The following is a 22,541-nucleotide window of genomic DNA, read 5'->3' on the forward strand; positions in this document are numbered from 1 at the left end:
AGGGGGATGGATATTCATGACAAACAACGGATTAGAAACAAGACTAGTACAACTTGGCAACCATAGCGATGAGAAAACCGGCGCAGTCAACACACCAATTTACTTGTCAACAGCTTATCATCATCAAGGACTAGGCAAGTCAACAGGGTATGATTACACACGCACAAAAAATCCAACACGTTCTGTTTTAGAAGAAGGAATTGCAAACTTGGAATCAGGAGATCAAGGATTCGCATGTAGCTCTGGGATGGCTGCCATTCAACTAATATTATCTTTATTTAAGGCTGGTTCAGAATTATTGGCGCCTGAAGACTTATACGGCGGCACGTATCGCTTATTTAATCAATATGAAGAAATGTATAATGTGAAGACTCGTTACCTTTCGTTCAATGATGTAGCAGAAGTCGAGCAAGCGATTACGGATCAAACAAAAGCGATTTTCCTAGAAACACCTACGAACCCGCTAATGCAAAATATAACAATCCGTACGTATGCGGAATTGGCTCAAAAGCATAATGTATTGTTGATCGTCGACAACACATTCTTGACACCTTATTTCCAGCGCCCAATCGAAGAAGGCGCAGATATTGTCATCCATAGTGCAACAAAATATATCGGTGGACATAATGATGTGCTAGCAGGTCTTGTCGTCGCTAAGGGTGAAGAGTTATGTGAACGGTTATTTACAAACCACAATGCAATCGGTGCTACATTGTCCCCTCTTGATTCATGGCTTGTTGTACGCGGTTTAAAGACACTGCACTTACGCATGAAACAACATGACGCAAATGCAAAGGCGATGGTATCATATTTAGAACAAGAACCTCTTATTGTAGATGTGCTCTACGCAGGAATCGGTGGTATGTTGTCATTCCGAGTGCAGAACAGTGAGTGGGTTGGACCATTCCTAGAGAGTATGAATCTAATTTCATTTGCGGAGAGTTTAGGAGGAGTCGAAAGCTTCATCACGTATCCAACTACGCAGACGCATATGGATATTCCATTGGAAGAACGTAATCGTCGCGGAGTAGATGACCGACTGCTGCGTTTCTCAGTAGGCGTGGAAGACGTGGAAGATTTAATTGCAGATGTGAAACAAGCACTTTACGCTGCAAAAGAGGTAGTAGAAGGTGTCAAAGTACAATAATGTATGACCAACAGCTTAAACAGTCAATTTCATTTTGACGGTTCAAGCTGTTTTTGATTTGATCGAAATAAAACGAATAACTTCATTAGTTAGACGTTAAAGTATATAACAGAATGAGAAATACGAATACAATTGGAGGCGGCTTTAATGAAACGATTAGAAAATAAAGTAGCAGTAGTAACAGGTGCCGGATCTGGTATTGGACGAGAAATCGCTGAACTATATGCCCGTGAAGGTGCAAAACTGATCATTGCAGATATGAATATGGAAGGTGCAGAAGAAACTGTCCAGACTATCATAAGTGCAGGCGGTGAGGCTCTTGCGGTTAAAACAAACGTTACCATTGAAGAAGATGTACAAAACATGATTGATACAGCTGTTGAGCAATTCGGCACACTGGATATTCTAGTAAACAATGCGGGGATCATGGACAATATGTACTCTGCTGCTACAGTAACTGATGATGTATGGGACAAAGTTTTGGCAATCAACACAACAGGAGTAATGCGGGCAACTCGTAAAGCACTAGCTATATTCGAAGAGAAAAAAGCAGGTGTTATCGTTAATATGGCATCTATTTCAGCGGTCACTGGCGGACGTGGCGGTCTCGCATATACGGCGTCAAAACACGCAGTTGCAGGTATGACAAAAAGTGTCGCCTCTCAATTTGGCCCATTAAACATACGCTGTAATGCAATTGCTCCCGCACAAATACCGACCAACATTACAAACAGTTTAGTTCAACCTGATGAATTCGGTATGAAGCAAGCATTAAGAGGTGTAAATATGATGAGTCGTCCTGGAACGAAGGAAGAAATCGCTAATATTGCGCTATTCCTAGCTTCAGATGAATCCTCTTATGTCAACGGTGTCGTAATGGAAGCTGACAACGGTTGGTCTGCATATTAAAATATCATTATCTACTTACATGCAAAAAAGCATCCAAAGTTTGGATGCTTTTTCTTTATTAATGAACTTGTTGCCACTTTTTCTTTTCACTTGAATAGACGACCGCTGCCGGTGCTGCTATAAACGCAAGTGCGGCCATTCCCGCGAACATCCCAGCGAACTCTTTACTGCCAAATGAAAATCCCGCTACTGCACCTAATATAATTCCTGCAATTACCGCTGACGCAACAATCTTATACATAGTAGATCCCCGACCTTTCAATTGTAAGACGCGATCGTCTCTCTGATTCATTCGTTGCTTTTAGCATACTCTCATTGAGAACCTTTTTCAAGTACAATTGAGAATCTTTTTCAACTAATAATAAATTATACTGTTAGTGTATGTTGGTGCGGTAATTTAAAGTACAAAAAAACCGTCAAGGCACATTACGCCCTGACGGTTGAACTAGTGTTTATTTTTCTAGTATTTTTAGTGACTCGCGATTAAATGCCGGTATATCATCTGGTGTACGGCTTGTTACGAGTTGGTTCTGGCAGACGACGACTTCTTTGTCAGCATACTTTGCACCCGCATATTCCATATCTACGCGAATAGATGTATAACCTGTTGCATCGCGTCCTTCAAGTGCTTTTGCCGTAATAAGCAATTGCGGTCCATGACAGATTGCGAATACCGGTTTATCTGCATCCATGAATTCTTTAACGAACTTCACGAAACGATCATCTGCACGTAAAATATCCGGTGAGAACCCACCAGGGATAAATAATGCATCATAATCCGATGATTTAGCATCATCAATCGCTTTATCGATTTTCACTTTTGTGTTTTCCTTCATACCGGTGACTTCTGATCCTGCTTCCGCACCGATCACTTCTACTTCATGGCCAGCTTCCTTATACGCTTTCGCCGGTTTCATGTATTCCGAGTCTTCAAACATATCTCCTAGTACTGTTGCAATTTTAGCCATAATGCTTAACACTCCTTATGTGATGTTCTGCATATACTATTCCACCACTATAAAGAGTCTAAACATCGTTACCCTAGATCTAGCTCTCCCTCAGCGTCCAAATGAGCAGAAATATTCGTTGCATCTTTGGAGAAAACATACTTACGAATACCGACATAGATTTCTGTCCCAGCATACGCTGTGCCTATTTTTATACGTCCGTCTTCACTAGTACGAACCACTGTTTTGACAGGACTTTCAGAACCTGCCTCTTGCAGTGATACTTCCAATCGTGCATAAATTTCCCCACCTCTGCAAACGCCTTTTATCTTAATGGTTTCATCCGCTGTTAAATTACTATGGTAAACACCTTTGGAAACTACATCAATATGTCCGCAACTATACAAAGTGCTATTAATGGCATATGGAACAATCAATTTAATATGCGGAGAGCTTTCTGTATCATATAGCTGAATGAGAATATACGCATCCTCAATCAATTGTTCAAACTCCCCCATGTTTTGAAGATTCTCATTGAGCGGATTAATAAATAAATCGTATAAACGATCCGCAACGTGGACCCACTCTGCATCTACTTTGTCCTTTTGTTCACGAACTCTCTGGATGAACTTCTTATTCACGTCTTCAAACTGGGCATATCGTTTCTCCATCAATATAGAAATCAAACGCTTGAGTTCTGATGGGCTTAGTTCTGCTTCTCCATGGCCACGAATAATAAAAATCTGATTGACTGCTTCTTTGATTTGTACAAGCATATCTGTCACATTTTTAATCAAAGTAGCTAATTCACTTACAATTGCTTCCTGCTTACCTACACTTATAGTGGAAGACAGCACATTGCCTTTCACCACGGTAGTCTTCATAGCATGTATTTCAGCCTTCGTAACTGAACCGCCAACAAAGACACTACCTGTTGCACCAACAAACATGGAAGGTAAGACGTTGCCCCCAATACGAACATCGCCTTCAAAACGTATATTTCCACTTTCAAGACTAACTTCTCCCGGATGATTAAACTCATTATTCACATCGATTTTCACCAATCGATCACGCCAATCCAACACGGGTTTTCCAGAAATTAACGTTACAATATCTTCTTGTACTTGCTTCACATTTTTTCCGGTCCGTAACACAATATCGCGGACTGGCTTTACAGGAATCGGCCTTCCAAGCAAGCTTTGACCAGGCGTACCAGCAACAGGTGCAATATGTGTCGCAATTACTTGTCCTTCTTTCACATTAGTAATTGCATTCATTTCTCTAAAATCTACTTTTTCTTCGCTGTCCGGATCGAATTCTTCATAGCGAATATGTACTTCCAAATCCCCATCTGTCCCTGCAACGGGTAGTGTTCCCTTTGCTACAATCAACTCGTATGGCTTATCTACTTCTGTCACTTTTTTGATTGCGGGGAATAGGATTCCCTGCTGAACACCCATCATTTTCAATTCATCAACAATTGCTTGTGGTTTCAGATCATTGGTATACTCAATCGTCTCGTCTACGCGAATTGCCAATCTTGATGACCATGACGTATCGACTAAAGAACGCTTGACTCGCTTGCCCGGCGTGAAAGAAAGTAAGGCAATCATGTCCTTCTCCATCAATTGAATAGTGAATTTCGGGGCGACGACTTCATCCTGAATGGTTATATTCACTTGATCTTCGGGCTGAATAAGTACTGGTTCTAATCGTAATTCACCATTGATTGTTAAGATTGCTTGGTCATTTGGTATAACAGATGGCAAGCGATCTTCCCCGAATTGAAATTGAATTTCACCGTTTTGAATTCTAGCACTGCTTATATTCTGTTCGGACTTTACAGGTGATTTTTCTTGCACAGCCGATTGTTCAATTTTTGGTGTTGAATGAGTGAGTTTCTCCATATCCAGTCCATCTAATAATGCTGCAAGTTCCTCTACTTTAGAAAGATGACGTTTAATAGGCTTATTTTCTGCCATGCTTTCTTTACCTGAAACTTTTACTTCTGCCATGACTTTACGCAACCCCATTAAACGTCGTCCTGGATTGGTGAGAATCTCCACATGCACTTGTTGACGAGTCAGCTCTAAAATATCAAGAGCTTGTTGTACCGCTTCTTCGACTGTATTCGCCTGAACTGTTACTACTTTTCTCATCACACCCACCCCCGCCTATAATACTACTACTTTTATAGTATCACACCGGGACCTCCGCATTAAAAAAATATTCCAATAATAACTAGTATGGCTATAATAAAAGATCCAATTTGTCCTATTACCGCAGCAGTGATGACTGGCTTTTTTTGAAAGACATCAATTAAATCAATATCTTCACGTAGTTGTTTTACTTCTTTGCGCAATTCATCTACTTCTTGATGTAAGGTATTGATTTCCTGTGTCTGTCTGATGATAAGTTCCTTTTTTTCTGAGCTGTTTTCATGCTGTTCCATACATGATCACTCCTTATCTTTTCACTTCTATACGTTCTATAGTACGTTTTGGTTTCACGAAAAAGAATAACCTTCCATTTGCATTTTCACTTTTACAGGTGTAAGATAAATCTACAAGCTGTATTGTTCGTATGACATTAAGTTTTAACCTTTAAGCTGTAAAAGGGAGTTTATTACGAAACGGAAATGGCATGCTGGATTCCTTTTTAGCAACCCAGACATACAGGAACGTTTTCCGCAAACACCCACTTTGAGGAGTGGTGGTTTAAAACTTTCTATGACAACGTACGGCAAACACGGCTTACATAACGTAGAAAAAACCTTCCATCTTGTATGGAAGGTTTTTTATTTTGAATGTATATACGTTATTACGCTACACTACGACAAGCGTCCGCACACTTACGGCATGCTTCAGCACATTGTTGGCAATGTTCATGATCATGCTTGCCACACTCTTCTGCACACTGTTCACAAATCTCAGCACATAACTGCAAAATTTTATCCGTAAATGGACTTTGGCGAGAAATCGCTTGAATTGCATATGTACAGATATCCGCACACTCACGATCCAAGCGTATACAGTCTGCCATCATACCTACGTCTTCTTCTTTCAAACACACATCAAAACAATGGTTACAAGCCTTGACGCAATCCTCTAATACAGCTAACACGTCTTCGTATTTTTGATTCATTCAAACGCCTCCAATTAGTAGTTTTATACATACTCTTCCCTCCCTTTTTAAAATTAAACAGCTAACATGTATTTCTTATTTATTGAAAGCATTTTCATTTCTCCGTTATACTGTATAGTAATCAACAAAATAGAAAATGATGAGGTGTTTGAATTGAAACTATTTAAATGGACAGGCCCACTAGAAGAAACAGGTAACTTACCAGAAGAAGCGCGTGCATCATTAATGAATAATGATGAAGAAGTGCTCGTTCTGCAAGAAGCGGAAACGACAACTCTCGAACAAGCCGTCGAATATGATATTTTGGATCAAAGCGGAGATTTACCTTCTGGTCGTTTCGCAGTATTAAACAATATTCCAGTAACAGAAGAAGGTAGAGAAACGTTTGAACAGCGCTTTAATAATCGTGCGCGTCTTATAGAGGCAGAACCAGGATTCGTAGCAATCCGTGTATTGCGACCTGTACACTCCGACACATATGTAATCTTAACTATGTGGGAAGACGAAGAGTCCTTCAAAAACTGGCAAGAGTCGCAAGCTTATGGAAAAGCACATGCAAAGCGCGGCACAAAAGAAGGCGTCGATCAGCGTCCTAATATTTTCTCTGGACCTTCATTTGTAACGACATATAAAAAGTAAGTATAAATAATGGATATCTGCAAAGACTACTCATGAAGTTAAAACAATGATGAGGAGAGTGTTTTTGTGGGTATTTTAGATGGTAATCCAAAAGATCAGCCTTTACATTACGGAGAAGTTACAGCCATTTGGTCATTTATGGGTGCGAATAATGGACTAATCAGTGGGTATGAAGCTTTTGTTAATCATGCTGGTGACGAAGATCTGATTCAACTACTAGAAGAAGCTATCAAAACTATGAAAGCCGAGAATAAAGACTTTGGCAAAGTATTGAAAGCCAATGGAATCACACCGCCTCCTGCCCTTCCGGAAAGACCAAAAGCAAATGCCGAGGAAATTCCTGCTGGTGCACGCTTTATGGATCCCGAAATCAGTGGAGCTATATCAATTAACGTAGGTCAGGGATTAGTCTCATGCAGCATGGCAATGGGTCAATGTTTACGTGAAGATGTTGCGACACTGTTTGCCAAATGCCATATGGAAAAAGTAGCATTCGGTGCCAAATTATTAAGCTTAAATAAATCAAAGGGTTGGATCATTCCTCCACCACTACATTTAAACTAATCGTCATATAACTTCGTCAAGCGCATATCGCTGGCGAAGTTTTTTCTTAGTATGAATAGATTCTGTATTTTTACTCATTCTAACTAAGTAAATGAAATTCATCTAAATGGTAGGAAGGATGTGGATTACCATGAAAAAACGGAAGCCTGAGAGAAAACTGCAAGTACAACCTGTACAACTTGATAAGCCGCATCAGCTAGATAATATGGAGTTCGGTGAGGAGTTTACTTTCGATCAGAAGCGCCAGCAACCAGCTAACTTGGAAAATCAAGAGCGACGTAACCATAGAAAGTAAAAGAGCTTTCATAAAACTACTAGAAAAACGTCATCCAATACTTTGATGGATGACGTTTTTCTAGTAGTTATTCTATCGTTCCTGTGCCCTGTAGTTTGACATCCACAGTGACTTTAAACTCAATATCAGGGTATGCTTGTTGCCATGTAGTAAATGTATCTTCTGTATGCAACCGTGTCGTTCGGTAACGTAAGCCAAAGCCAAAAGGATCCAGATTTTCCTCTTGCATTTTAGTTAGAAAGTGGAAGATTTTTTGTTTCACTTCTTTTGAGGCCAATCGATTATATTCATCCAATTTAGCAATAGATAAATCTTTATTAGCTTCACCTATCGTCCCTTTCATCCCAATGTGCATATCTATCGCATGCGGTGCCGATTTTCCTTTATTCGGTACAAATTGATACGTCATCTTCGTTTGGCTAATATGCAATAATAACTCCAAACCTCCTTCTTTTACCAAATAAGTGAATCCAGTTGAATGTTTCAATAATGAATTAAAGTATTTCGTTTCAGTGGTAGATAAAACAGCTGGGTCTTCCCTTCCGTCCACTACTACAGCATTATTTACTATGAGTTCATCGCCTTTTTCATCTGTTTCAATTAATGGCACAACAGGATTAATACCGTCAGTTAGTATATCTCTGCGCAATTGAAACAAATAAGTCGTCACAACGTATGGACTATCATTCGCTGTCGTTCCAAAAAAGTTGATTAAAGAAACCGATGCCGGTGCTTCAGTATTTGGCTCAACTTTTAAAATCGTTTCGGCAGACGGTCTGGCACCTGCAACATATGCGATTAATTCGATATCACCGCGTCGAATAAAATAATCCATGAACGACTGCATATCATCCCTAAGAAGTTTTTCATGAACAACAATGGTTTTCATATGACCGAGTTCCAATACTTTGTCTACATGTGTCTCCAGCATACGAATCGCTTCGCCTATCGATTGTCCTTCACGTGACAGATACGCAAAACTAGGCTTGGGGGAATCTTTAATTGCGCCAAATGGCAAAGCGACTTTCAATGTCACTTTATATCCATTCTCAATATTTTCGGCAGGATCAATCCCAATCGCAGACACAAATAAGCGTTTATCTATATCTTTGAACGCACAGCCATATTGAAGCAACAGACCACTCATACATAAAACAACCATAAACCATTTACTCACTGAGAGGAATTTCAAGACTTCGCCCTCCTATTCACTACATGCATAAGAATCATTAGACCAATAAATACTACTGGAATCGTATTAAAGTAATACTTACTGTAAAGAAACAAATCATACTCAGTAACTTTTAGTGTTGTATAGATTGCGATTAACCAAAATACCGTAACTACTATGATAAGACTGGCTTTTTTACGCAACTTCAATTTCACATGTTCTATACCAAAGGCACTCTGAAATAATTTACAAGCAACATGCCAATGAATCGTTATATTTAAAAAGGCAATCGCTAAGAATAGAAGCAAAAATATAAATATTACACGCTCAATTACCCCGAACTTCATTCGAATAGAATCACTGGTCAGAATCCATGGGTACATAATACCTTCCACTTGATCAAATCCTAATACACCTATCGGAATAAAATAAGTCGTAAAAAGTGCAAAAGCGCCCAAAATAAACACAATTAAAGCCTGCTTAATACCAAAAGTCATTTTTTTATTAAGGAATGAATTGAAAATAATGATATCAAAAGCTCCAACAAATAAATATATCGCAGTAGTAAATACTGTATAGTCAGGTGGGTTATCTATAAAAGTCATCGCAATTCCCACATGATCCCAACTCACCTGTTCAGCAAAGTAAAGTTTTACTATATAATATGCAGCAGCAGGAAATGCCAAAACAAACACCAATTCAAGTGTAAATAATATATTCCGACTTTGCATGATGACTCCAAAAGTGATCACTGGAATGAACATCGCAATCACTAAATAAACAGACATCTCAGGTGTTAAAAATCGTAAAAGAATATCTATGTATGTAATCAGTGTCTGAAGACCCGAAACATACCAAATCACTCCTAGGATAAATAATGCCGGAATAGTAATCCACTTCGATAGATATAAAGATAAAATTTGCGGTAAGCTTTTCCCCGGAAACGCTTTGAAAGAAGTGATCAATGCCCAGTTCATAAATACGCCGAAAAATAACGCAATGATCATTGTGACAATTGCTCCTTCTTCACTCTTAGCGAAAAAGATTCTTGGACTAGCCGCAATGAGGTTGGCAGTCATATTAGATATAAGTAAAAAATAAACAAAGCGGCTCATGAATCATCCACCTTCAATTCTTCCTGTCTATTTTTCCAAAACATCCGTAAATATGGCTCGCCGAAACTGTCTTTGTTCACCAAATACAGCAACAAACCCAGCATTCCGAGTATCATTCCTGCTAGACCAAATACCGTCGTATATAACAATAGTAAAAAACGACAAACCCTGACAGCGTAATTCATTTCACTTATTGGGATAACAAAGGTGGAAATCGCTACAAGGGAGACGACAATGACCATGATGTTTGATGTCAATGCAGCCTCTACTGCTGCAGTACCAAGTATCAACCCTCCAACTGTTGTAGCCGTCGCGCTAATACTATTTGGCAACCGCATACTAGCTTCCGTCAGTAGTTCAATAAATATCAACATGAAAAACACTTCAATAAACGAGGGATACGGAACGCCAATCCTGCTCGCTGCCACCGTCAGAGCAAGCTCTGTTCTGAGGACTTCCGGTGTATAGGAAGTAACGCCAACATATATAGATGGCAACATAATACATGTAAACAATCCTGCATATCTAAGAAATCGTATTAACGATACTACCCAAAATGAGTAATACGCATCTTCCATCGAAAGCATAAAATCAAAGAACGTTGTAGGTGCAATAATCGCATGAGGGCTTCCATCTACTAATATAATGACTTTTCCAACCGCCATATTATGGAGTATACGATCTGGGCGCTCAGTCAGAAGACTGGTTGGAAACAAGCTGTATTTTTTATTATTCAAGTAATACTGTAAGTCTCCGCTTGCCTGAACCAGCTCTACATCCAACGTTAGAATACGCTTTCTAATTTTCTTCAATAGCTGAAGATTTACTCTTTCTCCATCGTAAATTAATGCAATATCACGGTTCGAAGCATCTTCCAATTGCATCGGTTCAATAATCAAGGAAGGCTTATGATAGCGTTGGCGCATTAGATTAATATTCGTCTCACTACTCTCACTGAGCCCAAGTTGGGGACCGTGCACTGTAGGCTCCATAATAGCCTCTTGCACTGCATTGGCTGCTACTATTTTTAACTCAAGTAACGTGATTTGCTTGTCGATCATGACAAAGACATTACCCTTCGTTATTTCTATAAGAACCTCTTCATCTCCAGTTGGCATCTTGGTTTCATAAGGTAATGATTGTATATACTCGGGAAAATTCTGTTCGGCTGACATCTCATAGAAAGGTTTCACCACAATTTCTTGTAGTTGCATCATATCTACTACACTTTTCAAATACAAAAGGTGCACTACTCGACCTCTACTTTTCAAAGTTTTTTTCACTATATCTGCAGTTGGTTCTAGTCGTGTAGCCAAACGTGTAAAGTATGCAGGTGGTTCTATATGACGTGTTGCTTCATCCATACTCATCACTTCTTTCTCATCAAACAAGTTATTTATTAGTTTGTCCAATCATTGGAAGTTTAATCATTAGAGGGATGAATTACTCTTCTTCATTTAAATCTTCAAATAGTGTTTTGTGCAACCAAATATAGGTTATGATATATAGAGGACTACATTTTTCAAGCAATGAGAGGAGGAATCGCTATGAACTTAGCCGCAATTGGAGTACCTGGCTTAATTATTATTTTAGTGATTATTTTAATTTTGTTCGGCCCTCGTAAATTACCCGAAATTGGTTCGGCAGTAGGAAAGACATTGTCTGAATTCAAGAAATCGGCAAAAGACATTATGGATGACGATGATGATGAGCCCAAGAAAACAGAAGTACAAAAAGTAGAAACGAAAGAACAAGTAAAATAAAATCTATACAAAAAATCCAATCGCGTATGTGATTGGATTTTTTGTATTAGCATTGCAGATGAGATTACAAAGATGAAATTCTTAAGAAAATACTCATTGTATCTTAAACATCTTGAATTTCAATTGAACAATTTCTGTTATCACCTGTTAAAGCTAATGTCGTTATGCACAGAATCTACTAACTCCCAAAATTGAGATGCAGCTTTGGAAACCCGCTCACCCTTTGTTTTGATCATGACCGGTTCAACACGAAAATCAAATTTCTGTAATTCATAGATCTTTAATTGATCCATCGGCACCGCATAAGCTACACGTGGAATAATAGAAAGTGAAGAGATCGTTGAACCTGTTCAGCAATAATTTTTATAAACAAAAGGAGATGTTGAATACCGTAATAATACGGGCTCAAAATCTCCTTTTCCTACCAATAGAAGTAATCTAATTAGCATTCAAATATTATGATGAATACTTACTGTTAGCTCAATAACTCTACATGGCTAATTTAGTTCTTATACAACAATTTAAACGTCTCACAAACTACAGGCAATTCATGATAAAAGACTTGATTTACGTCCTTTAATTCATTTGTAAAAAACTCTTCATGAACCTTTTTCCAATAATGCAATGAGCGATCCCCTTCCCCTTCTAAATACGCATGTTCTTCTGTCACTTCATTGAAAGGTATTACTTCTACTGAAACATTTTCGACGATTGCGACCGCTATTCCATTGCCGTCCAAAATAATATTGTGAAGACCTACCGCTGGTAACGGTTCATCTTCTAATTCGTAGAGTGTGTAGTTAGAAGATGTAGCTGTTTTAGTTCCTTCCACTACCAACTTTGCAAGTTCATCCGCCATTTGTTTTGAATTACCGAAAGACCATGCTTCGTACTGTGCAGGCGCGTCCGGATGAACTCTCTTAAATTCTTCCCATATTCGTTCAATTGACTCGTTACTCACATATTCTTTCCACGCAGTTATTCCGCCTTCCAATACTGTAACATCGTAGTCTTTACTTGAAAGAATGGTTGCACATTTAGTTGCAGAATTTCCTGTTGTACACGTAATAATCATCTCTTTATTTTTCGTCAACTGTGGGATCACTTTTTCCACTTCGTTTTCTAACGCAAAGATTTCTGTTTTCGGCACGTTTAAATCTTCTACCGTGTTTGCTTCGATATGGAATTGATTATATTTATCCTCAGCACGTACATCTAGGAGTACAAGTTCTTGTTCGGCTTTTATTTTGCTGAGTAATTCCTCCGCAGTAATCGTTTTAACCATAATTGGATACATCCCCTTACTTTCTCTATATTCTTTCCTATTATAGCTTTAACTAACTATTTTCTGATACATTTTGTGTGTTTAATATGGTTGAATATATTTTTGAACAATAAAAAGATAGGTATCCTCCAAGAAAACGAATTAGAGAACGTCCTATCTATTAGTAGTATGGATCATAGTATTGGAAGTTATACATCCTTTTATAAAAATACTCAGTCAAACGAAGTTGACTGAGTATTTTTATGCATTCACTTGTACTGGGTCATGCCATGGGTAATTATTCGTTAACACAGTTGCCAATTCCTTACTCTGTTGTTTTCGCATTTTACGTATTTCTGCGCGTTGTGGTGCAGTTTCATGTAAATATATTTCCTCTTCCGTTACAGGAATAACACGTGGGACAGTTAAAGGCTTTTTGTTCTCATCCAATGCAACAAATGTCAATAATGAAGTTGCTGCTATTTTACAACTACCCGTTGCTAAATCTTCTGCAATAACTTTTACGAAAATCTCCATGGAAGATTTTCCAGTCCACGTCACGTATGACTCAAAGCAGACTGAATCAGAAGGACGTATTGGATACAGGAAGTCGACGGAATCCATAGATGCCGTAACACAATCTGCTCTGCTGTGTCGGGCTGCGGAAATCGATGCGATTTGATCTATATCGCTCATTAAACGTCCGCCAAACAACGTATTATGGTTGTTGACGTCATTAGGAAATACCCTGCTCGTTCGTACGACCCTTGAATCCCGACACTGCTTTTCTAGTTTCATTGTAAACACGGCCTCCTCTAAGAAGTGAACCAAATTACTCTATAAGTAATTTGAAAAATTAAAATATTCTCCATTTGTATATCATCTAAATATACTCTTCGTTCACACAACTGTCAAGAATGATTTTCATTTTACATAGTTCGACTTAGTGTTTACAGTTTTGTTGAAGTAATGGAATGTCTCTCTCCTCTAGTAAACCGACTTGAAGTAAACCTTTCATTATTCCATCCTCTGAACAAGAAGCGGTAACAAAATCCGCTATTTCTTTCAATTCCGGTATTCCATTATCCATTACTATTCCAGTGCCTACTGCCTCAATCATTTGCATATCATTTGCACCGTCTCCAAATGCATAGCTATTTTCAGTAGGAATATCCAGATGTTCTAATATCTTTTGAATACCGATTGCCTTGGAAGCCCCTTCAGGCAACATATCCACAGAACTTTCATCCCATCTGACAAAGGAGTAACCTTTAAATAATTCCATATATTCTTCCGTTTCTTTTGGCGTAGAGTATATCTGAACCTGATTCACGTCAGAATGGGAATATACTTCCGGATCGACGACAGGATAAGGTATTCTTAATCGCGCTGTTCCTTCTTGTACAAGGGGATGTGCTTCAGCGTTCGTGACAAACGACTCAAACGTGGAGTACGTTAATCCATGACCATTTTTATGAGCAAGTTCGGTAAGTTGCTGAATAACTTCAGGTTTCATAGGATTCGAATAGATTATTTTTCCTTCCCAAACTACATGCTGTCCATTCATGGATACGTAGGAATCAAATTCTAGTTCCTCTAGCAACGATTTGAACATCAGTGGCGCTCTGCCAGTACATATTACAGTGTAGATCCCCTTCTTACGCAATGCCGTAAGTGATTGTTTAGTTGAATCTAAAATCGTTTTATCATGATTCATTAAAGTACCGTCTAAATCAAAGAACACAACTTTTTTATCAGAATTCATTTTCATGCCCCTTTCGCATCTCATTATCTAACATGTAGTTTACCAATTACCTATCAGATATGCTGTGAAGTTGCCTATTATTAATGTTAGAAGTAATAAAATAATGAAATTAAGTTTGATATTTTCGTAAAATCACGTTATTCTTTTTAAAGAACATCTAATTACTAAAGTGGAGGTCTATTTCATGAATTTCATAGAAGAACGTGTAAGCGGCAAGAATGTAATTGATTATTTGCAATACCCTATATTTACCACCCTTGATGAAGAACGCCAACATAATAAACAGCGATTAGCAGGTGCGTTCCGACTATTTAACCGTTTTGGTTTTACAGAAGGTGTCGCTGGTCACGCAACGTATCGCGATCCAGAATTCAAGGATCATATGTGGGTGAATCCGTACGGGATACCATTTGGCAAGATCAAAGCATCCGATCTTGTCTTAGTAAATCCAGACGGTGAAGTCGTAGAAGGTAAATACTCTCTTCATAAATCGGCTCTAGTGATCCACTCTGCGATTCATGAAGCTAGAGAAGATATCACAGCTTCAGTTCACTTACATCCTGTGTACGGAAAGACTTGGGCATCTACAGGTAGATTGATCGATCCATTAACACAAGATGCTTGTGCATTTTACAATGATCACTCTGTATTGGATGAGTTTTCTGGTGTAGTGTATGAAGATAATGAAGGAGTAAAAGTTGCAAACGCATTAGCGAATAACAAGGCAATGTTCCTTAAAAATCACGGTCCCTTAACTGTTGGTCAGACTGTTGATGCTGCTGCATTTTGGTTTATTACGCTTGAGCGTTCTTGCCAAGTTCAATTACTTGCGGAGGCCGCAGGTATTGTCAATCCGATTCCTGCAGAGTTTGCTGCTAACACCGCCAAGCAAGTAGGAAGAGATATCGATGGTTGGGAAAACTTCCAGCCGCTATGGGAAATGATTGTAAGTGAGGAACCGGACCTATTGGATTAATCTATCTTCATCATTTGTCATCCGTCATAAAAAGGGGGTCATCCTATGTATTCCAAACAATTCATTCGTGGAATGCGCTTGAAGCGGGACATGGTTCCTTCTTTTGAACACTATCCCTTTCATTTACCTAGTATCAATACACTCACTGAGTTGGATTTTCATCCTAATGTGACGTTTTTCGTTGGAGAGAATGGGATGGGGAAATCTACATTACTTGAAGCAATCGCAGTTTCCTTTGGTTTTAATCCAGAAGGCGGTTCGCTGAACTTCAATTTTTCTACTTACGATTCACATTCCATCTTAGATGAATATATCACACTCATAAAAGGTGTCGCCCGACCGAAAGATGGATTTTTTCTGCGTGCAGAAACTTTCTACAACTTGGCGACGACGATTGAAGAGCTGGATCATGCACCTGGTACGAGTCCTCGGATTATAGATGGCTTTGGAGGGACATCATTACACGAACAGTCTCATGGCGAATCTTTTTGGGCGACTTTCATTCATCGCTTTAGAGGTAACGGCATCTACTTACTAGATGAACCTGAAGCTGCCTTATCACCTATGCGTCAACTTTCCATGCTAAGCAGGATTCACGACCTTGTGGGTGAAGAATCACAGTTCATGATCGCAACACATTCGCCCCTTCTATTATCTTATCCAGGTGCAAAAATTATCGAATTTACAGATGAAGGTGCACATGAAACGACACTTGAAGAGACAAGCCACTATCAAATTATGAAGCAGTTTTTTGACGACAAAGATCGAATGCTACATTATTTGCTAAAATGAATATATATCACCAAAAAGCGATTATTCCCTCGGAAATAATCGCTTTTTGACATTACTTATTTTCTTTTTCTACTTGCTCTCTTGCATCTTTTTTAATTTCTTCTACTTGTTTTTCGGCTTTTTTTGCCGCCTCATTGGCTAGTTTCGCGGAACTCTTTTCATTATCATTTCCAGGTGTATCTGCATAACTTTTCGTCATTTTCCACACTCCTGTCTAATTGAATGACTATATTATTCCCCAAACACGCAAAATAAAACGCGCTTTTTAAATTTCTTGTTTTTTCATGCTACAATAAGGGTACTACCTAAGAAAGGTGGACTACTTGTGCCTAAAAAATTGTCTATCTACTTACTAATGCTGGTCATTGGTTTTACATTTCTATTTTTAGCGATTTTTCTGGATTTACCCGAGAAATTAAAATGGTTGTTTTTAGCGGTTGCTGTCATATTAAATGTGACGAGTGCTGTAGCTGCTATGAGAATGGGCTTAAGAGAAATGAAACCTGATAAGAGATAAAATTGATTGTTGCAGAAAGAGGAGCTGCCTATGAAGCGTTCTGCTAGTTACCGTATTACACGCATTGTATGGATGGCAATCGTATTTTTCACTCAAATAATAATATTTCAAAGACGCCATCGAGGTAATTTTACACCTACCGTTACCGATCAGTGGAATACGCTTGTTACAAAACAAGCAAAAGTCTACAAAAAAACGGCACTTGAATTAGGTGGGTTACTTGTCAAACTAGGGCAGTTCCTTTCTACACGTGCAGACATCATGCCCGCATCATTCATTGCAGAATTAGAAGGTCTTACTGATCAGGTTACACCGGTTCCTTCTGATAAGGCATTACAATTGCTAGACGATGAATGGGGAAATCCTCACAGCGAATATCTAAAGGATATTACATCAAAGCCTGTAGCATCTGCATCTATTGGCGAAGTTTACAGAGCAGTTTTACATAATGGTTCAGAAGTCGCCATAAAAATTCAACGTCCCGATATCGAGCGTATTTTACGTGCAGATTTTAAGGCCGTACGAATTGTCATTTGGCTGGCTAAGAAGGTATCTTCCGTAGGCAAACAAATCGATTTAGATTTATTGTATCAAGAAATGACAGACGTGATTGGCGCAGAACTAAACTTTGTTGAAGAAATGAAGAACGGCCGAGGTTTCGCTGAACGATTTCCCGACATGGCAGGGGTCAAGTTCCCAGTTTATTATGATGAATATACAACTAAAAAGGTTCTTGTAATGGAGTGGATAGAAGGCTCCAAAATAACTGACATTCCTTTTTTAGAAAAACATCATATCGATCGTAAAAAATTATCTGATCGCTTGTTTCGATTGTTCTTGGAACAAATTCTTGAAGGTGGCCAATTCCATGCTGATCCACATGGCGGCAATATACTCATACGTTCAGATGGCACGCTTGTATTGATCGATTTCGGCATGGTCGTCAATATTACACAGGAAAATGCAGATGCAATGTTCGTAGTCACAGAAGGTGTCATTTTCAAGCAATACGACAGAGTTATCGATGGCTTGGAGACGATGAACTTCTTACTCCCTAACGCGGATCGAAAAGTGCTGGCCAACGCCATCGAGAAAGTCGTGAAAGCATACGAATCAAATGATTTATATGATATGAATGGGCTCGTTGTGGAGAATCTTCTTCGGGATCTGCAAGTGATTGTCCGAACACAACCTGTACAAATGCCAGCTGACTTCGCTTTTCTTGGTCGCGCAGTATCCGTATTTGTTGGTGTTCTCTATATACTAGATCCCACAATCGATTTACTCGCTATCACTAAACCGCGTTTAGTAGAATGGGCTAAGCAGAAGAGTAAAGATAAAAATCCGTTTACTAACCCTAAAGAGTTTCAGCGCTCGTTATTAAACGGTGTAGGGCAGATTCGAAGTTTTGGACCAAGAATTTCTTCGTTTTTGGAGCAACCTGCAGCAATCCATAGCTATATGAAACAACGCGATATAGACCATCGCAAATTCCAAATAAAGATGCAGAACCGTTTATTCGCAGGTATTGTAGCAGTGGGCTCTTTCGGTACTCTTGCATATAGTTTACTTGACGATTATTCTACATTAGCAATAGGCTCAAGTATTGTTCTAGTGATTTCCTTCTGGCGATATCGTCGGCTAGAAAATTAAAAAACTCAGAGTTTATAATAAACCCTGAGTTTTTATTATGCATTTATTCGTTTTTGTACATAAGCTTTTAAACCTTCTGTTGAATAGACATCACGTTTCGGTATAATATATGCGCTAACAGTACTAATGTAAATATAAAAGTACTCAGCATCTTCAATCAGATCCTTTACACCAATCCACTGTACATTCGTTTCACCAACTACTGTTTTATCATTTATACCCGCCTTATTCATTTTCATTGAATGTTTTCCAACAAGACCTTCATTTTTTCCAGCTTTCAGCATCTTACCAACTTGTCGCGTGATGTGGAAATAGAAATACTTTGGATATAACATCACCCATAAAATAGCGGTCAAACCAAACGTTGCAAACAGCGGGCCTCTTGGCATGTCTGTAAAAACAGACAAAAAGTAAGCAAACAATAAAAATATGAGTGGGGATATATATCGTTGCCACTGTAGTGAGTTTTTTCCCACCTTGGAATGTTTCACATGGTATAGATTAAATGCAACAACATCTTCCTCGGTCAATTCATACTCAATCTCCATCTGTTCCTCCTGCTAAGTGTGCCGTATCATTCAACAATACACAACTTTTCTTTTCTACATCTATCACTGTTAAGGAAGTGTTATCGATCTTTACAGCATAATTTTCATCTTCCAACAATGCAACAACTATTCGTTTAATAAAACTTCCATGACTGACGAAGAGTAGACGCTGATTAGGATACTTTTGAACCTGTTCATTCACAAATTCAAGACCTCTAGCCACTACACTCTCTCCAGTCTCAAACTGCAAATCCAATTCCTTCCACAGTGGTCCCCACTTCTGCTGGCGTTCTTGTTCCGTCGTGCCTTCAATCATTCCACCACTTCGCTCACGCAGACGTTGATCTTCTATAACTTCTATCCCGGACTGCTCTGCAAGTAGATCCGCTGTTTGTTTAGCGCGAGTCATCGGGCTCGTGAAAATGATATCCCAATCTTCATCTGCCAAGCGTGATGCTAACATCTTCGCGGCCTCTATCCCCTCTTCGTCCAAAGGAATATTCGAACTCCCTTGTGCGCGGCCTTCTTTATTCCAAGCAGTCACACCGTGTCGAACAAAACCTACGATGGTCAATGAAATCCCTCCTAGATATTAGGTCTGAAAGCTGGTGTTCTTTTTATCCATAGATAATTAAGTGCTACTCCAAGCATTAATACAAATGCACCGAAATAGAAAGGATAATCCACATCGACATCGAACAACGCTCCACCTATAATGGGTCCAAACACATTTCCAATACTAGTGAACATCGAGTTCATACCGCCAACAAATCCTTGTTCATTGCCAGCAACTTTAGATAAATAAGAAGTTGCTGCAGGTCGTATTAAATCAAACCCTACAAAGATGATCATCGTAACGGCCAATACAGCAAAATAACTCTGTACGAACGTCGCGAGGAAGACTAAAATCGAAGAAAATATCAGACAAAAGAAAATCAAACGTTTCTCCCCTATTGTCCTGGCAAGCTTATCGAATAATAGTACTTGCGCAACAGCCCCAACTAGACCGCTCCCTGTAATGATGATCGCAATATCTTTTGGTGTAAATCCAAATTTATGATCCACAAACAAACTAAAAATCGATTCAAACGATGCGAGACCAAAAGATAGTATTAAAATAATGATAAAAACGATGAAATAATGACGGGCAAAAATCCTCTTTAATCCAGGCTTAGTTACATCCTCTGCAACTGCTTCTTGATATCGTTCTGGTTCACGCAAAGCGATAAAAGAAAAAATTGCTGCGACCAAGGCGAGTCCACCTGCAAAGAAGAAAGGAACCCGCGTACCATATCCAGCTAAAAACCCACCAATACCCGGCCCTAATATAAAGCCTGTGGAAATCGCGGCAGACATAAAACCGAGCGCTTTAGAGCGCGTTTCCATCGTCGTAATATCCGCAATAAACGCTGTAACGGCTGGCATAATGAAAGCCGCACTGATTCCACCCAAAATTCGGGAAGCAAACAGCACTGGCAATGTTTGTCCTACTCCAAATAAAAACTCTGATGAACTAAAAATGATCAAGCCAATGACAATCATCTTTTTTCGACCAAATGTATCGACCCATCTCCCTGATAAAGGAGAAACTAGCAACTGCGCCATGGCAAAGACTGCCACCATATAGCCCACCACTGTACCTGTTATATGTAATTCATTCATTAATCTAGGCATGACAGGAATGACTAATCCAATTCCTAAAAAGGCGATCAGTAAATTCGTCAACAATAGCCCTAATGTGATAGATTCCTTTTTCATTTACTCTCTCCTACGTTCATTCTATGTTGATATTGGAACATCATAGCAAGCGTGGAATGAAGTTACAAGAAGAAAAGATTCGATCTTTTATTGATTTCACCACTTTAATTGCAAAAACTGTCGAATGAGATGTTGACGTGCACTTGCCTGTAGTGGCCAGCTTTCAATTTCGGTCAAAACTTGATCTCGTGTGCTAAATCCTTTGACGAAACCATTCAATCTAGCAGCAAATGTTGAATCCGTTAACGACTCTTCAGAAGTATATAGAGGATGTAACTGCTCCAAAACATTTGGGTAGCGCTTCAAATAGTATTTCTGATGACGTGCTTCAGCTAGTGTGAATTGTTCTAATCGCGTGATTTCCGTTTCAATCTGCTCCCCAAGCTCCTTCTCCATTTCATTTTTCACTTGAATAATCATCTGTTTTTGTTGATCAGTACGATAACGCAATGAAGAGACGTATTGTTGTCCTTTATATTGATCTCGATTAGGATAGTGATTACGCCAAAAATGAAGTAGTATTTCTTCGTATGAAATAATCTTCGGATCGTAATCGATTTCCACGGTTTCAGTATGATCTCCGATTGTCTTATAAGTGGGGGCAACCGTAGTACCGCCTGCATAGCCCACCCTTGTCCTTATTACCCCCTGTAAGCTACCGAAGCGTGCTTCAGGACCCCAAAAGCAGCCCATTCCAAATGTTGCAGTTTCCATTTCCCTGTTCTGTACTAGTTCTTTTTCCATTTCACTGATAGTTAGCAAGTCGAACCACTCCCTCGTATTAATCTCACTATAATGGAAATATAAATATAAAAAAGAGTCCATTTAGAGGTGGACTCTGTAAGAAATGCATCAAGATTTCCTGTGCTTTTTCCAATCATCTTCAAGCATACTATATACAATTAAGTCATGATAATGATCATACAAGTACTCGCCATCACGAATGATTCCTTCTTTCTTAAACCCTAATCGTTCAGGAATCGCTCGACTTCTTTTATTTTCCGTACCACAGCGAATTTCTACGCGATGTACATTGTATTCGTCAAAAGCATAGTCAAGCAGTGAGGAGACCACGGCATGCATAATACCTTTTCCTTGATATGCCTCTGCTAGCCAAAAACCAATACTTGTTTGCTTATTTACATAGTTTACTGAATGAAATCCTGCGAAGCCAGCTAGGTCTCCTTTATACAGAATCCCCGCTTGAAATCCATCTTCTTCAGCAAACTGCTGTAACCAAGCTTCAATAATAGGACCGTACTGATCCGCATCAGTCATGGAATCCACCCACGGCAACCACTCCCGCAAATGTTCTCTTGACTCATCAACCAAGGCAAATAACACTTCTGCGTCTTTCTGTCCTACAAGTTTTAATGAAATATCCTCTGATACTTGATGCACGAACATATCCTAACCCCTTTCACTGGCAGTTACTTTATCCCGTTCCCATCTCTTATATACCTACTTTAAGTCTGCCAGAAAAGAAAGTCAACTTAGGTATTTGTAATAATGAGAGAATGAAAGGTCCATCCTGATTAAATATTTTTACCCACTTTTAGTATTCCCTAGCAATG

27 protein-coding genes and 1 other RNA gene are annotated in these 22,541 nt (G+C 39.0%); 11 read left to right on the top strand and 17 right to left on the bottom strand.

The window, feature by feature from the left end; genetic code table 11:
- Positions 1-16 precede the first annotated feature (16 nt).
- Together SporoP32a_RS06615 and SporoP32a_RS06620 are read left to right on the top strand one after the other, a co-directional pair.
- Entirely contained in the window at positions 17-1,147 is a 1,131-nt protein-coding gene (locus SporoP32a_RS06615; RefSeq protein ID WP_085427179.1) for a methionine biosynthesis PLP-dependent protein, read from the top strand.
- A 147-nt stretch (positions 1,148-1,294) separates the two neighbouring features.
- Positions 1,295-2,056, top strand: coding sequence for a glucose 1-dehydrogenase (locus tag SporoP32a_RS06620; RefSeq protein WP_085427180.1), 762 nt, complete (start codon positions 1,295-1,297; stop codon positions 2,054-2,056).
- Positions 2,057-2,114: 58 nt separating this feature from the next.
- On the opposite strand, the gene SporoP32a_RS06625 is transcribed toward SporoP32a_RS06620, so the two are convergent.
- The 4 genes from SporoP32a_RS06625 to SporoP32a_RS06640 form a co-directional block, all read right to left on the bottom strand.
- The gene (locus tag SporoP32a_RS06625) at positions 2,115-2,297 is read right to left on the bottom strand and encodes a hypothetical protein (protein ID WP_085427181.1); all 183 of its coding nucleotides are present in this window, start codon (positions 2,295-2,297) and stop codon (positions 2,115-2,117) included.
- Between the two features lie 211 nt (positions 2,298-2,508).
- Positions 2,509-3,024: a type 1 glutamine amidotransferase domain-containing protein gene (locus tag SporoP32a_RS06630; protein ID WP_085427182.1), complete on the bottom strand. Its 516-nt coding sequence runs from the start codon at positions 3,022-3,024 to the stop codon at positions 2,509-2,511.
- A 68-nt stretch (positions 3,025-3,092) separates the two neighbouring features.
- The gene (locus SporoP32a_RS06635; protein WP_085427183.1) at positions 3,093-5,162 is read right to left on the bottom strand and encodes a flagellar assembly protein A; all 2,070 of its coding nucleotides are present in this window, start codon (positions 5,160-5,162) and stop codon (positions 3,093-3,095) included.
- A 59-nt stretch (positions 5,163-5,221) separates the two neighbouring features.
- Positions 5,222-5,455, bottom strand: coding sequence for a hypothetical protein (locus tag SporoP32a_RS06640; RefSeq protein ID WP_085427184.1), 234 nt, complete (start codon positions 5,453-5,455; stop codon positions 5,222-5,224).
- A 112-nt stretch (positions 5,456-5,567) separates the two neighbouring features.
- Between SporoP32a_RS06640 and ssrS the strand changes: the two genes are divergently transcribed.
- Positions 5,568-5,762, top strand: a non-coding RNA gene (ssrS, locus tag SporoP32a_RS06645) — 6S RNA.
- A 61-nt stretch (positions 5,763-5,823) separates the two neighbouring features.
- On the opposite strand, the gene SporoP32a_RS06650 is transcribed toward ssrS, so the two are convergent.
- Positions 5,824-6,147 carry a four-helix bundle copper-binding protein gene (locus SporoP32a_RS06650; protein ID WP_085427185.1) on the bottom strand — a complete coding sequence of 108 codons (324 nt, stop codon included), beginning with the start codon at positions 6,145-6,147 and terminating at the stop codon, positions 5,824-5,826.
- Between the two features lie 153 nt (positions 6,148-6,300).
- Here SporoP32a_RS06650 and SporoP32a_RS06655 point away from each other — a divergent pair, with 153 nt between their 5' ends.
- The 3 genes from SporoP32a_RS06655 (at position 6,301) to SporoP32a_RS16745 (ending at position 7,645) form a co-directional block, all read left to right on the top strand.
- Complete coding sequence (locus SporoP32a_RS06655; protein ID WP_269466768.1) at positions 6,301-6,786, top strand: antibiotic biosynthesis monooxygenase family protein; 486 nt, start codon at positions 6,301-6,303, stop codon at positions 6,784-6,786.
- Between the two features lie 66 nt (positions 6,787-6,852).
- The gene (locus SporoP32a_RS06660; RefSeq protein ID WP_085427186.1) at positions 6,853-7,350 is read left to right on the top strand and encodes a DUF3231 family protein; all 498 of its coding nucleotides are present in this window, start codon (positions 6,853-6,855) and stop codon (positions 7,348-7,350) included.
- Positions 7,351-7,480: 130 nt separating this feature from the next.
- A complete protein-coding gene (locus SporoP32a_RS16745; protein ID WP_157129940.1) occupies positions 7,481-7,645 on the top strand; it encodes a hypothetical protein in 165 nt (54 codons plus the stop codon).
- Positions 7,646-7,712: 67 nt separating this feature from the next.
- Here SporoP32a_RS16745 and SporoP32a_RS06665 read toward each other — a convergent pair whose 3' ends face one another.
- Genes SporoP32a_RS06665 through SporoP32a_RS06675 form a run of 3 tightly spaced genes read right to left on the bottom strand, consistent with a single transcriptional unit; the run spans position 7,713 to position 11,295 of the window.
- Positions 7,713-8,837 (bottom strand): Ger(x)C family spore germination protein, encoded by a 1,125-nt coding sequence (locus tag SporoP32a_RS06665; protein WP_085427187.1) that lies wholly within the window; start codon positions 8,835-8,837, stop codon positions 7,713-7,715.
- Complete coding sequence (locus tag SporoP32a_RS06670) at positions 8,834-9,931, bottom strand: GerAB/ArcD/ProY family transporter (RefSeq protein WP_085427188.1); 1,098 nt, start codon at positions 9,929-9,931, stop codon at positions 8,834-8,836. The genes SporoP32a_RS06665 and SporoP32a_RS06670 overlap by 4 nt, the downstream gene beginning before the upstream one ends.
- Positions 9,928-11,295 (bottom strand): spore germination protein, encoded by a 1,368-nt coding sequence (locus tag SporoP32a_RS06675; RefSeq protein ID WP_085427189.1) that lies wholly within the window; start codon positions 11,293-11,295, stop codon positions 9,928-9,930. Before SporoP32a_RS06675 ends, SporoP32a_RS06670 begins: the two co-directional genes overlap by 4 nt.
- A gap of 183 nt (positions 11,296-11,478) precedes the next feature.
- Here SporoP32a_RS06675 and tatA point away from each other — a divergent pair, with 183 nt between their 5' ends.
- A complete protein-coding gene (gene tatA / locus SporoP32a_RS06680; RefSeq protein ID WP_085427190.1) occupies positions 11,479-11,694 on the top strand; it encodes a twin-arginine translocase TatA/TatE family subunit in 216 nt (71 codons plus the stop codon).
- A gap of 502 nt (positions 11,695-12,196) precedes the next feature.
- On the opposite strand, the gene SporoP32a_RS17435 is transcribed toward tatA, so the two are convergent.
- The 3 genes from SporoP32a_RS17435 to SporoP32a_RS06695 form a co-directional block, all read right to left on the bottom strand.
- Positions 12,197-12,979 (bottom strand): ASCH domain-containing protein, encoded by a 783-nt coding sequence (locus SporoP32a_RS17435; RefSeq protein WP_335696126.1) that lies wholly within the window; start codon positions 12,977-12,979, stop codon positions 12,197-12,199.
- Between the two features lie 240 nt (positions 12,980-13,219).
- Positions 13,220-13,756: an acyl-CoA thioesterase gene (locus SporoP32a_RS06690; protein ID WP_085427192.1), complete on the bottom strand. Its 537-nt coding sequence runs from the start codon at positions 13,754-13,756 to the stop codon at positions 13,220-13,222.
- 145 nt (positions 13,757-13,901) lie between these two features.
- Entirely contained in the window at positions 13,902-14,723 is an 822-nt protein-coding gene (locus SporoP32a_RS06695; protein WP_085427193.1) for a Cof-type HAD-IIB family hydrolase, read from the bottom strand.
- A gap of 184 nt (positions 14,724-14,907) precedes the next feature.
- Between SporoP32a_RS06695 and SporoP32a_RS06700 the strand changes: the two genes are divergently transcribed.
- Positions 14,908-15,699: a class II aldolase/adducin family protein gene (locus tag SporoP32a_RS06700; protein ID WP_085427194.1), complete on the top strand. Its 792-nt coding sequence runs from the start codon at positions 14,908-14,910 to the stop codon at positions 15,697-15,699.
- Between the two features lie 45 nt (positions 15,700-15,744).
- The gene (locus SporoP32a_RS06705) at positions 15,745-16,491 is read left to right on the top strand and encodes an AAA family ATPase (RefSeq protein ID WP_085427195.1); all 747 of its coding nucleotides are present in this window, start codon (positions 15,745-15,747) and stop codon (positions 16,489-16,491) included.
- 52 nt (positions 16,492-16,543) lie between these two features.
- Here the strand turns inward: SporoP32a_RS06705 and SporoP32a_RS16750 are convergent, their stop codons facing one another.
- Positions 16,544-16,690: a hypothetical protein gene (locus SporoP32a_RS16750; RefSeq protein WP_157129941.1), complete on the bottom strand. Its 147-nt coding sequence runs from the start codon at positions 16,688-16,690 to the stop codon at positions 16,544-16,546.
- Between the two features lie 126 nt (positions 16,691-16,816).
- On the opposite strand from SporoP32a_RS16750, the gene SporoP32a_RS06710 reads away from it, so the two are divergent.
- Positions 16,817-17,008, top strand: a complete 192-nt coding sequence (locus SporoP32a_RS06710) for a hypothetical protein (RefSeq protein ID WP_085427196.1) — start codon at positions 16,817-16,819, stop codon at positions 17,006-17,008.
- 30 nt (positions 17,009-17,038) lie between these two features.
- Positions 17,039-18,661 (top strand): ABC1 kinase family protein, encoded by a 1,623-nt coding sequence (locus SporoP32a_RS06715; protein WP_085427197.1) that lies wholly within the window; start codon positions 17,039-17,041, stop codon positions 18,659-18,661.
- Between the two features lie 35 nt (positions 18,662-18,696).
- Here SporoP32a_RS06715 and SporoP32a_RS06720 read toward each other — a convergent pair whose 3' ends face one another.
- The 5 genes from SporoP32a_RS06720 to SporoP32a_RS06740 form a co-directional block, all read right to left on the bottom strand.
- Entirely contained in the window at positions 18,697-19,209 is a 513-nt protein-coding gene (locus SporoP32a_RS06720; RefSeq protein WP_085427198.1) for a YcxB family protein, read from the bottom strand.
- Positions 19,199-19,783, bottom strand: a complete 585-nt coding sequence (locus tag SporoP32a_RS06725) for a histidine phosphatase family protein (protein WP_085427199.1) — start codon at positions 19,781-19,783, stop codon at positions 19,199-19,201. Before SporoP32a_RS06725 ends, SporoP32a_RS06720 begins: the two co-directional genes overlap by 11 nt.
- A gap of 11 nt (positions 19,784-19,794) precedes the next feature.
- Complete coding sequence (locus SporoP32a_RS06730) at positions 19,795-20,967, bottom strand: MFS transporter (RefSeq protein WP_085427200.1); 1,173 nt, start codon at positions 20,965-20,967, stop codon at positions 19,795-19,797.
- Between the two features lie 96 nt (positions 20,968-21,063).
- Complete coding sequence (gene msrA, locus SporoP32a_RS06735) at positions 21,064-21,729, bottom strand: peptide-methionine (S)-S-oxide reductase MsrA (protein ID WP_232319605.1); 666 nt, start codon at positions 21,727-21,729, stop codon at positions 21,064-21,066.
- 90 nt (positions 21,730-21,819) lie between these two features.
- The gene (locus SporoP32a_RS06740) at positions 21,820-22,374 is read right to left on the bottom strand and encodes a GNAT family N-acetyltransferase (RefSeq protein WP_085427201.1); all 555 of its coding nucleotides are present in this window, start codon (positions 22,372-22,374) and stop codon (positions 21,820-21,822) included.
- Positions 22,375-22,541: the final 167 nt, after the last annotated feature.

Source organism: Sporosarcina ureae, assembly GCF_002109325.1.
GTDB classification, from domain to species: Bacteria; Bacillota; Bacilli; order Bacillales_A; family Planococcaceae; genus Sporosarcina; species Sporosarcina ureae_C.